This window comes from Pseudoxanthomonas sacheonensis (genome assembly GCF_031455975.1).
Taxonomy (GTDB): domain Bacteria; phylum Pseudomonadota; class Gammaproteobacteria; order Xanthomonadales; family Xanthomonadaceae; genus Pseudoxanthomonas_A; species Pseudoxanthomonas_A sacheonensis_A.
In genome coordinates, this window is record NZ_JAVDTT010000005.1 from 15342 (window position 1) to 28911 (window position 13570).

Sequence of the window (13570 nt, forward strand, 5' to 3'; positions counted from 1 at the left end):
GAACGATGACGTTGTGGGTACTAGGACTCAACCACCAGACCGCGCCGGTCGGCTTGCGCGAGCGCGTCGCGTTCGATGCTGCCGCCCTGCCCGCTGCGCTGGCGTCCTTGCGCGCCTTGCCCGATGTGTCCGAGGCCGCGGTGCTGTCCACCTGTAACCGCACCGAGCTGTACGCCATCGCCGAGGACGGCCAGGCGCTCAGCGCCTGGCTGGCCACGCATGCCGAGGGCCTGGACGGTTACCTGTACCGGCATAGCGACGCGGACGCCGTCCGCCATCTGTTCCGGGTGGCCACCGGCTTGGATTCGATGGTCCTGGGCGAACCGCAGATCCTGGGCCAGGTGAAGGAAGCCTGGGTCGCCGCGCGCGAACATGGCGCGCTGGGCAATGGACTGGACCGGCTGTTCCAGCAGACTTTCGCCGTGGCCAAACGCGCGCGCACCGATACGCGCGTCGGCGCCAACCCGGTTTCGGTGGCCTCCACCGCGGTGAGACTGGCGCAGAATTCGTTCGCCCGCCTCGACGAATCCACCGTGCTGCTGATCGGCGCTGGCGAAACCATCGAACTGGCCGCGCGTCATCTGAGCGAAGGCAAGGTAAGACGCCTGCTTATCGCCAACCGCACCCTCTCGCACGCGCAGGAACTGGCCACACGCCACGGCGGCTACGCGCTGCCCCTCACCGAACTGGATCGGCATCTGGCGGAAGCCGATGTGGTGTTCTCCGCGACGGCGAGCCGCGAACCCGTGGTCACCCATGCCCAGGTCGCCGCCGCGTTGGCCCGACGCAAGCACAAGCCGATGCTGCTGTTCGACCTGGCGGTACCGCGCGATATCGAGCCCGGCGTGGCCGAGTTGGACGACGCCTATCTCTATACCGTCGACGACCTTGAGCGTGCGGTCGAGGACAACCGTCGCGGCCGTCGCGAAGCCGCCGATGCCGCCGAAGTGATCATCGAACTGCAGGTCGCGCGCTACGTCGAGAATCTGCACGCCAGCTCGCGCCAGGAACCGCTCAAGCGCCTGCGTGCGCACGGCGATGCCGCGCGCGAAGACGTGCTGGCCAAGGCGCGCCAGCAACTGGCCAATGGCCGCAACGCCGAAGAAGTGCTCGACTTCCTGGCGCATACCCTGACCAATCGCCTGCTCCATCCGCCGACCGCCGCCCTGCGCGAGGCGGCGCTGTCCGGCGATGCCGAACTGGCGCGCGCCGCGGACAAGCTGTTTCCCGCCCAGGCTCCTTACTCGCACCTCAAGAAAGAAGATGACGCCGACCCTGCGCCGTAAACTCGAAGCGCTGGCCGAACGCCGCGAAGAACTCGAACGACTGCTGTCCGACCCTGGCGTGGTCGCCGACAACGACCGTTTCCGCAAGTACTCGCGCGAGTTCTCGCAGCTGGAACCGGTGACGATCGCGCTGACCGAAGAAGCCAAGGCCAAACGCGACCTCGCCGCCGCCGAGGCCCTGCGCGACGATTCCGAAATGCGCGAACTGGCCGAAGAAGAAATCGCCAGCGCGCAGGCGCGCCTGCTGCAGCTGGAAGACGAGCTTGCCCTGCTGCTGGTGCCCAAGGATCCGCGCGACGACTCCGACCTGTTCCTGGAAGTGCGCGCGGGCACCGGCGGCGACGAAGCGGCGATCTTCGCCGGCGACCTGTTCCGCATGTACGCGCGCTATGCCGAACGCCAGGGTTGGAAAGTGGAAGTCGAATCCGAGAGCCCCGGCGAGCACGGCGGCTACAAGGAGATCGTGGCCAAGATCAGCGGACGCGGCGCGTTCTCCCGTTTCAAGTTCGAGTCGGGCACCCATCGCGTGCAGCGCGTGCCGGAAACCGAATCGCAAGGCCGCATCCATACCTCGGCCGCGACCGTCGCCATCATTCCCGACGACGATGCGGTGGAAGAGATCGTGATCAATCCGGCCGACCTGAAAGTGGATACTTTCCGCTCATCCGGCGCCGGCGGCCAGCACGTCAACAAGACCGAATCGGCGATCCGCATCACCCATATTCCCAGCGGCCTGGTGGTCGAGAACCAGACCGCGCGCTCGCAGCACGCCAACCGCGAACACGCGATGAAGCGACTGAAGGCGCAGCTGCTGGAAGCCGAGCGCAGCAAGCAGGCGGCGGCGCAGGCCGAGTCGCGCAAGCTGCAGGTCGGCAGCGGCGACCGCAGCCAGCGCATCCGCACCTACAATTTTCCCCAGGGACGCATCACCGACCATCGCGTGGAAGGTCTCACCCTGTACGATCTGCCCAACATCCTGCAGGGCGGCCTGGATGAATTGCTGGAACGCCTGAGCCGCGAACATCAGGCCGACGAACTGGCACGGTTGACGGAAGCCGCGTAGGTCGGGGCTACGTCCCCGACCACGTGGCGTCCGGCGTCGGGGACGTAGCCCCGTCCAACAGCAAGAGGAGACTGCATGAGTATCGAGATTCGTCGTGCCAGCGTGGAGGATGCGGAGGCCATCGCACCGCTGTTCGATCTCTACCGCGTGTTCTACCAACAGCCCTCGGACCTGGCGCTGGCTCGTCGTTTCATCGGCGAGCGGCTGCAGCACGCACAGTCGGTGATCCTGTTGGCCGAACTCGATGGCGAGGCGGTCGCCTTCACCCAGTTGTTCCCTTCCTTCTCTTCCGTGCGTGCTGGGCGTTCCTGGATCCTCAACGATCTTTACGTGCAGGCTTCCGCACGCCGCACCGGCATCGCTCGCGCCTTGTTGCAGGCGGCGGCCGACTTCGCCAGGGCCGACGGCGCGATCCGGCTGGAGCTGGAAACCGACCCGGACAACCGCAGCGCCCAGGCGCTTTATCGGCACATGGGCTGGGAGCCTTACGAGGGCACGCTGCGCTTTCGGCTGCATCTGGACTGATGGCCGGAACGATGTTCCAGGAAACGCCCTCCCTGCTGCGCGAGCAGGTGCGCCAGAATCCGGGCGATTTCATTGCCTGGGTCATGCTGGCCGATGCCGAGCTCGACGAAGGCAACCTGGCCGCTGGCCAAGCGGCCGCAGAACGAGCGCTCGCCCTGCGACCGGGCCATCCCGAAGCTCAGGCGCGGATCGGACGGTCGCTATGGGCAAGTCAACGCTATGGCGAAGCGGCGGTGGCGTTGCATGCGGCATCGGCGGCGGCGCCGCAGCATCCGGGCATCGCACTTTGGCTGGGCCATGCGCTGGAAGACGCCGGAGATGCGGAAGGCGCAGCGGATGCCTATGCCCGCGCGCATGGGCTCATGCCGGATAACCCCGCCTTGGCGGCGCATCTGCTGCATTGGCGACGCAAACTGTGCGACTGGCGAGATTTGGATGCGCTTTCGCTGCAAACCCGACGTTCGGTGACCCGGCATGAGGGAGCCGTAGAACCGTTCGCTTTTCTAAGCGAATCCGCCTCGCCAGACGAACAACTGGCCTGCGCCAGGACGCGCGCTGCGATGGTCGCGCGACAACTGCAGCCGATGGCGCCGGCAACGACCATCGCCGATACCACACTACGCCTGGGCATGCTTTCCAATGGCTTCGGCGCGCACCCGACCGGCGCGCTGATCGTCGCGTTTATCGAATCGCTGGCGGCGATGCCCGGAGTGGTCGTCCATCTGTTCGCTACCCGTGCCGACGATGGAAGCGCCATCCGGCAGCGGCTCGCACGGACGGCAGTCCTGCATGAAGTCGCCGGCCAGGCCCATGACGCCGTCGCCCAGCGGATCCGCCAATCGAACATCGACGTTCTCTACGACCTGCGCGGTTGGGGCGGCGGCGGCACACCCGAAGTACTGGCGCGCAGGCCCGCGCCGGTGCAGGTCAACTGGCTCGCCTATCCCGGCACCTCGGGCGCACCTTGGATCGATTACGTATTGGCCGACCGCTTCGTGCTGCCGCCCTCGCTGGCGAATTACTTTTCCGAACAGGTCGCGTGGTTGCCGCGCTGCTTTCAGCCTTCGGACATCCAGCGCGAAGTCCGGCCTCCCCTGGCGCGCGAACACTATGGCCTGCCTCATGAGGGCGCGATCCTGGCCTGCTTCAACAACAGCTATAAGATCAACCCAGCGAGTTTTCAGCGAATGATGCGGGTCCTTGCAGGCACACCCGGCAGCACGTTGTGGCTGCTCTCCGGGCCGGGCCTCTCGGACCGGCGCTTGCGCCAGGCTGCGCAAGCACAAGGTGTGGATCCGCAGCGGTTGGTATTCACGCGCAAGCTACCGCACGACCAGTACCTGTCGTTGTACGGGCATGCCGACTTATTCTTGGACACCGATCCCTACAACGCCCACACCACCGCCTCCGATGCACTGTGGGCCGGGTGCCCGGTGCTGACCCGACCGGGGTCGACCTTCGCATCGCGCGTGGCCGGCAGCCTCAATCATCACCTCGGGCTTACAGAAATGAACGTCGACAGCGACGACGCCTTCGTACGCAAGGCGATAGCGCTGATCCGCGATCCAATGGAGTTGTCACGCGTACGGACCGCGTTGGCGCATGCGCGTGGGCAGCGGGGATTGTTCGACATGGTCGGCTTCGCCCGGGACTTCCTGGGCGCGGCACGAAGAATGGCGGAGCGCGCCCACCAGGGACTACCGCCGCAGGCCTTCGGCTGAGCTCCTCGATGCGGTAGGCTGACCGCTATGAGCGCCAATACCCATTTCATTCCCTTGCACCTGTGCGTGCTGACCGTGTCCGATTCGCGCACGCTCGCCGACGACAAGTCGGGCGACTACCTGATCGGCGCGCTCGGAGCGGAAGGACACGCGCTGGCCGAACGCGCCCTGCTGCCGGACGACCGCTACCGGCTTCGCGCACTGGTTTCCAAATGGATCGCCGACGACAGCATCGATGGCGTGCTGGTCACCGGCGGCACCGGCTTCACCGGCCGCGATTCCACGCCCGAAGCGCTGCTGCCGCTGTTGGACAAGGAAATGCCGGGTTTCGGCGAACTGTTCCGCGCGATCAGCTTCGAGGAGATCGGCACTTCGTCGCTGCAGTCGCGCGCCTTCGCCGGTCTGGCCAACGGCACGTTCGTGTTCTGCCTGCCCGGCTCGACCTCGGCCTGCACCACCGCCTGGGAAAAGATCATCCGCGCGCAATTGGATGCGCGCACCAAACCCTGCAACCTCGCCACCTTGCGACCCCGCTTGAAGGAGTAAGCGCATGCCGCTCAACACGCTGCAACTGCTGGCCAAGGCCAGCGGCCTCACCGCCACCGACATCGCCACGGCGATTCCACGCGCTGGCGTGGCCACGGTCAAAGCCTGGCTGAGCGGCGACAAGCTTCCGGGCAAGGAACAGGTCAACGCGCTGGCGCGCACGTTCGGCGTGCCTGCGGGCGCTTTGCTGTCGGAACTGGCCAGCACCTTCGATCCGGCCCGCACCAAGGGCGAACACGATCTTCTGGCCGCCTACCGCTCGCTCAACACGAAGCAGCAGGGCGCAGTGCTGGAAGTGGTGCGCACCATGGCCGATACGCATGCCGTCAGCCGCAGGAAAGCGAAGAAATGAATAAGCTCAAGCGCAAGGAATACGAGAAGCTGCTCGAGCCGCTGCAGCTTGAACTGGTGGACATGTCGCGGTGGTTGCAGCACAGCGGAAAACGCATAGTGGTGGTGATCGAAGGTCGCGACACCGCCGGCAAGGGCGGCGTCATAAACGCGATCTCCGAGCATCTCAATCCACGCCAATGCCATGTCGTGGCGCTGTCCAAACCGAGCGAACGCGAGAACACACAGTGGTACTTCCAGCGTTATGTGCCATATCTACCAGCGGCCGGCGAGATTCTTTTGCTGGATCGCAGCTGGTACAACCGCGCCGGCGTCGAGAAGGTAATGGGTTTCTGCAACGACGACCAGTACCGGGCTTTCCTGAAGCAGGCGCCCGTGTTCGAACAGCTGCTGGTCGACGACGGCATTCTGCTATTCAAGTACTGGCTGACGGTGGACCAGTCCGAACAGGAGGAACGTTTCGCCGAACGCCTGCAAGATCCGCTCAAGCGATGGAAGCTGTCGTCCATCGATGTTCAGGCGCGCGCCAAGTACGCGGACTACACCAAAGCACGCGAAGCCATGCTGAAAGCGACGCATACCAAGATCGCCCCCTGGACGCTGGTGGATTTCAACGACCAGCGGCGTGGGCGGCTCACTCTCATTGGCGACCTGCTGCACCGGCTACCGGACACGCAGGTGCCGGATGCGGAGCTCGACTTTCCACCGTTGAAGTCCAAGCCGCTGAAGGAACGCTTCGGCGTGGTCAAGCCCATTACCGGCTACGACGCCAACGACTGACCGGTGGGATGCGCTTGCTTGGCTCGTCGGATGACGGTCGTGTCGCGATGTCACGACGAAAAGACATTTCGCCGATGACTTTAAGTGTCCGGCATGCGTTCGCGCGTTGCTCACGCTGTCCATTCATGGCTCTTTCTGACCGATGCGGGACAATCCAAAGACGCGGCACGACACCTGCTTAGCCTTGTTTCGGCAGCATGCGGACATCCGCATCGCGCACTGCATTCCTTAGTGTGACGATCGCTGCAATATGCGCATGCGATGCCTTGACACGATTACCGTTGCCCACCAGTGTCGGACCCGCCCAACAGCGCCGCACATCGCATGCAGGCGTAACGTTCACGGCCTCGCAACATCCAACTGCACCTTTGTCGTTCTTGCCTGAGGGAACAAACGCGCCGCAGCCGCATCGCCGCGCGCAAGCGAATCGCAGACGCCGTTGCGTCTGCGTCGATCCTCACCGTCAGGTATCTGGAGAACGCACTATGAGCATGAGAATAACGAAGGCCTTGCTGTCCGCCTGCCTGCTGGCGGCGTGGATGGCGCCCGCACAGGCGCAAAGCGTCAGCTGCACCGGCGTGGCTCAATGGAACGCATCCACCATCTACAACCCCGGCGACAAGCTCGTTTATCAGGGCAAGCTCTATCAGGCGCAGACCGCTATCTGGAATGCGCCCCCTACCCATTGCCCCAGCTGCGGCTGGTATCTGGATCTGGGCACCTGCAGCACCGGCGGCGGTAACCAGTCGCCGACGGTCGCACTGACTTCCCCGGCCAACAACGCGACCTATAGCGCAGGCGCCACGATCGCCGTCTCGGCCAACGCCGCCGATAGCGATGGCACGGTGACGCAGGTGCAATTCTTCCGCGGCACTACTTCGCTGGGCATCGACACCAGCGCTCCCTACAGCGTCAGCTGGACCAACGCCGCCGCCGGCAGTTACGCGCTGAAAGCCGTGGCGACCGACAACGCCGGTGCCACCGGCACTTCCGCGCTGGTCAACATCACCGTCAATCCGGTCACCACCCCCGACACCACCGCACCCAGCGCACCGACCGGACTCGCAGCATCATCGGTGACTTCTTCCAGCGTTACCCTGACCTGGACGGCATCGACCGATAACGCGGGTGGCAGTGGGATTGCGGGATACGATGTCTATCGCAACGGCAGTCTGGTCGGCTCGCCCACCGGCGTCGGATATACCGACAGCGGACTCAGCGCCGCCACGGCTTACAGCTACCGGGTACGCGCCCGCGACAATGCCGGCAATGCGTCCGCACAGGGCACGCAGATCAGCGCGATGACCAACTCGGGTGGTGGCGGTGGCGGCAAGCGCGTGCTTGGGTACTTCACCCAATGGGGCATCTACGGACGCAACTACCGGGTCAAGAACATCGACACCAGCGGCTCGGCGGCCAAGCTCACGCATATCAACTATGCGTTCGGTAACGTGCGCAACAACATTTGCGAAGTGGGCCTCACCATTCCCTCGAATGAAGCCACTGGCGCCGGTGGCGATGCGTTCGCCGATTACACCAAGGCCTTCAGCGCGGCAGAAAGCGTCAGCGGCGCCGCCGATACCTGGGACCAGCCCCTGCGCGGCAACTGGAACCAGCTCAAGCAGCTCAAGGCCAAGTATCCCAATATCAAGGTGCTGATCTCGCTGGGCGGTTGGACCTGGTCGCGCGGCTTCGCCAGCGCGGCGCGTCCTGAGAATCGGGTGGCGTTCGTGAGCTCCTGCGTCAATGCGTACATCCGTGGCAACTTGCCGGTCACCGACGGCGCGGGCGGTACCGGTGCGGCGGCTGGCGTGTTCGATGGCATCGACATCGATTGGGAATACCCCAACGCCTGCGGCCTGCAATGCGGCGGCGCCGAAGATCGCGCCAACTTCACCGCCTTGCTGGCCGAGTTCCGCCGTCAGCTCAACCTGGTGCGTCCGGGCCTGCTGCTGACCATCGCACCAGGCGCGGGCGTCGACAAGATCGCCGCCACCGATCCGGGCCAGTACCACCAGTACCTGGATTTCATCAACGTGATGACCTACGACTTCCATGGCGCGTTCGAACCCCGCACCAACCACCACTCGGCGCTGTTCGCTTCGCCCAACGATCCGTCCACGGGCAATGTGAAGTTCTACAACAGCAACGATGCGATAGAGGCGTTCCTGGCGCTCGGCGTACCCGCCAGCAAGTTGAACCTGGGCATCGGCTTCTATGGCCGTGGCTGGACCAACGTGGCCAACGTCAACAACGGCCTGTACCAGACCGGCAGCGCAGCGCCGGGCACGTACGAGGCGGGCAACGAGGACTACAAGGTGCTGAAGGACCGGCCGGGCACGATCTACACCGACGCCAATGCGCGTGCGACTTGGAAGTACGACGGCAACACGTTCTGGAGCTACGACACTCCGGCGATGGTCACCGAGAAGATGAACTACGTGAAGGTCCAGAACCTGGGCGGCGCGTTCTTCTGGGAATTCAGCGGCGACGACGCTCAAGGCACCCTGGCCAAGACGGTCGGCAACGGGTTGCAGTAAGGCAGCAGAAGTCTGGAAGCAGGAACAGGGCGCCGGAAGGGCGCCCTGTTTTTATGTGGCGTCCCTAACATTTTTGAAAATCGTAGGGCGGGCACTGCCCGCCGGCTCTTTTTGCGCGGCACGGAAACGCGGCGGGCAATGCCCGCCCTACGGCACTCAGGCGACATGAAAACCCTGCGGTACCGGCCCTTCCCAGTCCTCGCGCACGACCTCCGCAACTTCCGCTGCAGGTGGACCTTCCTGTAGCCAGCGCGCCAGGCTTTCTAACGACTGGCCGTCGCCCGCAGCGATCACTTCCACCCGACCGTCGTCGAGATTTCGCGCGCTGCCCGACAGGCCCAGACGTAATGCCTGTTCGCGGGTGGACGCACGGAAAAACACTCCCTGCACCTTGCCGCTGACCCAGAACCGCGACGCCGGCATCACGTTCCCGCTTTTGCCGTACCGGCGGAAGCGACCGCCGCTTCGATCTCTTTGGCGGTGACCGGGCCCAGGAATTGCTTGGCTACTTTTCCCTCCGGTGCGATCAGATAGGTCATGGGCAACCCGCGTGGCGTGGCGAAATCCTTGGGTGGGTCGTACACATCGAGAATGGCAATGGGATAGCCCACCGGGCGCGCTTTGAGGAATTCGCGCATGGCCTGCGGCTCTATCTCCTCGTAGGCCAGGCCTACGACTTCGATATCGTCTCTTTGTTTGTCCAGCGCCGACAGCTCGGGCATCTCCTTGATGCAGGGCGCGCACCAGGTAGCCCAGAAGTTGACCACCACCCATTTGCCGCGATGCGCCGCGAGTTCGTAGGCGGGTCCGTCCACCGTCCCGACTTTCAACACCGGGATCTCCGCGGTCGCCTGGTTGGAGGCGGCATCCGGCGCGGTGGCGTCCGGCACCACTGGTGGCGTTGCCGCAACCGGAGTAGCCACCGCATCGCGTTTGCACGCCGCCAGGGCAAGCAGGAAAAACGCGCCGTAAAGCATTGCTCTGTATTTCATATTCCGCTGTTGCCTTTGTTCGTATAGAGGTCGCTGACCCTGCGCTTCAGCAGCACACGCAGTGGGATACGCAGTTCGTCGAGCGCGTTGCGGGCTGCGACACCCAGCATGTCGTCATGGCAAGGCAGGTGCGCCTCGGCCACCGGAACCCTCAGCTGGCAAGCCTCATACAGCTCGGCGAGGGTCATGTCGTCCAGGTCGCGCGCCAGCAGCCACTCGCCATGTTCGTCGCGGCGCAACAGGTTGATGTCGCCTAGCTGGCACAGCAACTGCTGCGCCAGAGAATCGGTCAGAATCGGTTCCAAGTTCAATATCTGATCGCTGTGCATGCCCCTGCCTTCGGCGCGTGCTTCATGGAAGCGTCCTAGCAGGCGAAGCAATGCATAGAACTCGTACCCCAGCGGCAACCGCATCGACGCCGGCTGGTAGCGGAACGCCGCGATCGCCGAGGCAAACGAGGCGCCGAGCAGGATCGCGGCCCAGCCCAAATAGATCCACAGCAGCAGGATCGGCAGCACGGCCAGCGGGCCATAGATGTTCTGGTACGAATTGAAGCTGCCCAGATAGACGCCCAGCGCCCATTTGATGATCTCCAGCAGAATCGTCGCCATCAGTGCGCCGGCCACCGCGTAACGCAGCTTGATGGTGCGGTGGGGCACCACGCGGTAGATCGCGGCGATGGCGCCGAATTCGATCAACACCGGCGCAAGGGTCAGGCTCAGCGTCTGCAGGACCTTGCCGCCGCTGGTCGCGAAAACCGGCAACGCGAAGAAGCGCACGGAGATCGCCAGCGAGGCCGCCGCCACCAACGCGCCCAAGGTGAGCACCGTCCAATACACCAGGAAGCGGCTGAGCTGCGGGCGGGTCGTGCCTACCCGCCAGATCCGATTGAAGGTGGCCTCCACGCTATTCAAGGTGATCAGCAGCGACACCACCAGGGCTATGACGCCGGCGATGGTCAACTTGCCGGCGCTGGCCGAGAACTGCTTGAGGTACCCCGACACCGAGCTCGCGGCGCTGGGCACGAAATTGGAGAAAATGTAATCGCTGAGCTGATCGCTCCATTCACTGAACACAGGGAATGCCGACAGCACCCCGAACACCACCATCGCCAGCGGCACCAGCGCGAAGACCGTGGTGTAGGCCAGCGCGGCGGCGGCCTGGAACAGACGGTCGTCGAGGAAGCGCTTGGCCAGGAAACGCGCGAAGGTACCCATCCGCGCGCGGTCGCGCATGCGTTCGGTCCAGCGATTCAATGAATCCAGCGGTTCCATTGGCGGAAGGGTACCCGATGCGCGGAGCCTGCGACATCGCCGATACTAGGCACCATTGGAACGATTGGGCGGGGCGATGCCGGAAATTTTGGTGCTCTATTACAGCCGTGGCGGCTCGGTGGCCCGGCTGGCGAAGCAGGTCGCCCGCGGTGTGGGCGAAATCGCGGGCATGAGCGCGCGCTTGCGCACGGTGCCGCCTGTGGCCGCGGTGACGCAGCAGGCTTCGCCGCCGGAACCGGACGAAGGCGCCCCGTATGTGCACACGCGCGACCTGGCGGAATGCGTCGGGCTGGTGATCGGAAGCCCTACCCGATTCGGCAATATGGCCGCTCCGCTGAAGCACTTCATCGATGGCCTGGGTGCCGAGTGGGCCAGCGGAACTCTGGTGAACAAGCCTGCGGGGGTCTTCACCTCCACCGCCACCCAGCATGGCGGTCAGGAGTCGACGCTGCTTTCGATGCAGCTCCCGTTGCTGCATCACGGTTGCGTGATCGTCGGCCTGCCGTATACCGAGCCGGCCCTGAGCACGACACGCGGCGGCGGTACGCCTTACGGCGCCAGCCATGTGTCCGGCGTAGCGGACGATCCGCAGCTGAGCGAGGAAGAAGCGATCCTGGCCCGTTCGTTGGGCCGGCGCGTGGCCGAGATCGCCAGGCGTCTGGGGACGGCGGCATGAAGGCGTCGCGCGTGGTCCTGGCTTTGTCGCTGTTCGCGTTGTCGGTGCTGTTCTCTCTGTGGTTCCACGACAGCAAGCTGCGTGTGGCCGCGATGATCTTCTTCACATTGCCGCCGTTGCTGCTGCTGGTCGGCGTGCTGCGCGGCAACGCCAAGGCCGTGTTCTGGGCCGGCGTACTGGGCCTGTTCTGGTTCAGCCATGGGGTGATGGAAGCCTATACCTTGCCCGCCGAACGCGCCTATGCCCTCACCGAGGTCGTATTGGCGATCATGATCATCATGGCCGGCAATTGGCCGGGCGTCAGCGCGCGGTTCGGCAAGAAGAAAACGGCAGGCGACACATGATCGCTTCTGCGCGCGTTGTCGCTGCTTTAGCGGTCCTTGCCCTGTTGATTTTCGCCCCGCAGGTCCGCGCCGACGAGAACTGCGAACCGGTCGCCGAACAAATGGCTACCAACGCAGATCAATCGACGCTGTCGGTGGCCACGGTCTGCGACAAAGAGGGAATCCGCAGCTACCGGATGCGCGCCGGAACCAAGGACGGCCGGATCGACCAGAAAACCGTGGAAGTGGAGACCGAGTACACGACCATGGGCAGCGCCAGCCTGGTCGATATCGACGGCGACGGCTATCACGAAGTCGAAGTGCGTGGCATGTGCGGGGCCGGGCCCAACTGCGAAGGCCAGCTTTACCGCATCGATCGCAGCAGCGGAAAATTGGAACTTTTCTTCAGTGGCGGCTATTCCGACCTGTCGGTGATCGATGGCTATCTGGTCGAGGCCGGCCGCGCCAGCTGCTGTTCGTGGGAATACCATGCCTACCGCCTGCACGGCAGCACCGGCACGCTGGACTACGACAACATGGATTTCATGGTCGAAGTAGGCGCCGACCTCGACAGCGAAGAAGAAAATGCGCCGGCGCGCTGCACTTTCAGCCGCAGCATCGAGGGCGCGCGCCAAGTCATGCGTCCACCCGGCCGCGAATGGCTGCAGCTGTGCGAACTCTACGGCGACTATCGCCTCACCACACCCGAAGAAGCGAGCGCGGCCGAAGCGGCCGGGAGCGCGCAGGAGTAAGCGAAATGGAAGAACTACTGATCGTCACCACCGGCGGCACCATCGACAAGATCTACTTCGACGACAAGTCCGACTTCCAGGTCGGCGATCCGCAGATCGGCCGCATCCTGCAGGAGCTAGGGGTGGCGTTCCGTTTCAATGTGATCCCCATCATCCGCAAGGATTCGCTGCATATCAGCGACGCCGACCGCGAACTGGTGCGCGACACCATCGCCGCGCAGGCCGCGCGGCACGTGCTGATCACGCACGGCACCGACAGCATGGTCGCGACGGCCAAGGTGCTGTCCAGCATCGAAGGCAAGACCATCGTCCTGACCGGCGCGCTGAATCCGGCGCGTTTCCGCGGTTCCGATGCCGAGTTCAACATCGGCTGCGCGGTGGGTGCGGTGCAGTCGCTGCCGGCCGGCGTCTACATCGCCATGAACGGACGCATCTGGGACCCGGCGAAAGTGCGCAAGAACGTGTCCGCGAATCGTTTCGAAGCCGCCGACTGATACGCCGAGAATAAAGCGAGAACATCCTGATTTTAGTAGGGGGTGCCGCAGCTTCCTTCTCCTCTCCCCTTGTGGGAGAGGGTGGCCGAAGGCCGGGAGAGGGGGTCGGCTTTTGATCTTCCGGCTTGTACTCAAAACCTCGGAGACGGAAGCGAAAACACGCTCGCTGCGCTCACGCTCCCCTCTCCTGCCCTACGGGCATCCTCTCCCACATGGGGAGAGGAGCGACGTCAAGGGCAACAGAACA

General features: G+C 64.4%; 15 protein-coding genes. 12 read left to right on the plus strand and 3 right to left on the minus strand.

The features are described from left to right. The first annotated feature begins 5 nt into the window (after positions 1-5). From hemA to J2W94_RS16220, 8 genes are all read left to right on the plus strand, one after another. Positions 6-1286, plus strand: coding sequence for a glutamyl-tRNA reductase (hemA, locus tag J2W94_RS16185; RefSeq protein WP_310095672.1), 1281 nt, complete (start codon positions 6-8; stop codon positions 1284-1286). After that, a complete protein-coding gene (gene prfA / locus J2W94_RS16190; protein ID WP_310095674.1) occupies positions 1264-2349 on the plus strand; it encodes a peptide chain release factor 1 in 1086 nt (361 codons plus the stop codon). The genes hemA and prfA overlap by 23 nt, the downstream gene beginning before the upstream one ends. Positions 2350-2424: 75 nt before the next feature. Then, the gene (locus J2W94_RS16195; protein ID WP_310095676.1) at positions 2425-2874 is read left to right on the plus strand and encodes a GNAT family N-acetyltransferase; all 450 of its coding nucleotides are present in this window, start codon (positions 2425-2427) and stop codon (positions 2872-2874) included. Next, the gene (locus tag J2W94_RS16200; protein WP_310095678.1) at positions 2874-4595 is read left to right on the plus strand and encodes a tetratricopeptide repeat protein; all 1722 of its coding nucleotides are present in this window, start codon (positions 2874-2876) and stop codon (positions 4593-4595) included. Before J2W94_RS16195 ends, J2W94_RS16200 begins: the two co-directional genes overlap by 1 nt. A 27-nt stretch (positions 4596-4622) precedes the next feature. Then, the gene (gene moaB / locus J2W94_RS16205; protein ID WP_310095680.1) at positions 4623-5141 is read left to right on the plus strand and encodes a molybdenum cofactor biosynthesis protein B; all 519 of its coding nucleotides are present in this window, start codon (positions 4623-4625) and stop codon (positions 5139-5141) included. A 4-nt stretch (positions 5142-5145) separates the two neighbouring features. Continuing rightward, on the plus strand, positions 5146-5493 hold the full coding sequence (locus J2W94_RS16210) for a hypothetical protein (RefSeq protein ID WP_310095682.1): 348 nt from the start codon (positions 5146-5148) through the stop codon (positions 5491-5493). Beyond that, positions 5490-6272, plus strand: a complete 783-nt coding sequence (gene ppk2, locus J2W94_RS16215) for a polyphosphate kinase 2 (RefSeq protein WP_310095684.1) — start codon at positions 5490-5492, stop codon at positions 6270-6272. Before J2W94_RS16210 ends, ppk2 begins: the two co-directional genes overlap by 4 nt. A gap of 491 nt (positions 6273-6763) precedes the next feature. Then, the gene (locus J2W94_RS16220) at positions 6764-8812 is read left to right on the plus strand and encodes a glycosyl hydrolase family 18 protein (RefSeq protein WP_430540637.1); all 2049 of its coding nucleotides are present in this window, start codon (positions 6764-6766) and stop codon (positions 8810-8812) included. Between the two features lie 156 nt (positions 8813-8968). Here the strand turns inward: J2W94_RS16220 and J2W94_RS16225 are convergent, their stop codons facing one another. Genes J2W94_RS16225 through J2W94_RS16235 form a run of 3 tightly spaced genes read right to left on the minus strand, consistent with a single transcriptional unit; the run spans position 8969 to position 11078 of the window. Next, positions 8969-9235 (minus strand): acylphosphatase, encoded by a 267-nt coding sequence (locus J2W94_RS16225; RefSeq protein ID WP_310095685.1) that lies wholly within the window; start codon positions 9233-9235, stop codon positions 8969-8971. Continuing rightward, entirely contained in the window at positions 9235-9804 is a 570-nt protein-coding gene (locus tag J2W94_RS16230) for a TlpA family protein disulfide reductase (RefSeq protein WP_310095687.1), read from the minus strand. Before J2W94_RS16230 ends, J2W94_RS16225 begins: the two co-directional genes overlap by 1 nt. After that, on the minus strand, positions 9801-11078 hold the full coding sequence (locus J2W94_RS16235) for a YihY family inner membrane protein (protein ID WP_310095690.1): 1278 nt from the start codon (positions 11076-11078) through the stop codon (positions 9801-9803). The genes J2W94_RS16230 and J2W94_RS16235 overlap by 4 nt, the downstream gene beginning before the upstream one ends. A gap of 76 nt (positions 11079-11154) precedes the next feature. On the opposite strand from J2W94_RS16235, the gene wrbA reads away from it, so the two are divergent. From wrbA to J2W94_RS16255, 4 genes are read left to right on the plus strand one after another with little or no spacing between them, the layout of a single operon-like run. After that, positions 11155-11754 carry an NAD(P)H:quinone oxidoreductase gene (gene wrbA / locus J2W94_RS16240; RefSeq protein ID WP_310095692.1) on the plus strand — a complete coding sequence of 200 codons (600 nt, stop codon included), beginning with the start codon at positions 11155-11157 and terminating at the stop codon, positions 11752-11754. Beyond that, positions 11751-12098, plus strand: coding sequence for a DUF2069 domain-containing protein (locus J2W94_RS16245; protein WP_310095694.1), 348 nt, complete (start codon positions 11751-11753; stop codon positions 12096-12098). Before wrbA ends, J2W94_RS16245 begins: the two co-directional genes overlap by 4 nt. Next, positions 12095-12829 (plus strand): hypothetical protein, encoded by a 735-nt coding sequence (locus J2W94_RS16250; protein ID WP_310095696.1) that lies wholly within the window; start codon positions 12095-12097, stop codon positions 12827-12829. Before J2W94_RS16245 ends, J2W94_RS16250 begins: the two co-directional genes overlap by 4 nt. A 5-nt stretch (positions 12830-12834) precedes the next feature. Continuing rightward, entirely contained in the window at positions 12835-13323 is a 489-nt protein-coding gene (locus J2W94_RS16255; protein ID WP_093287593.1) for an asparaginase domain-containing protein, read from the plus strand. Positions 13324-13570 lie beyond the last annotated feature (247 nt).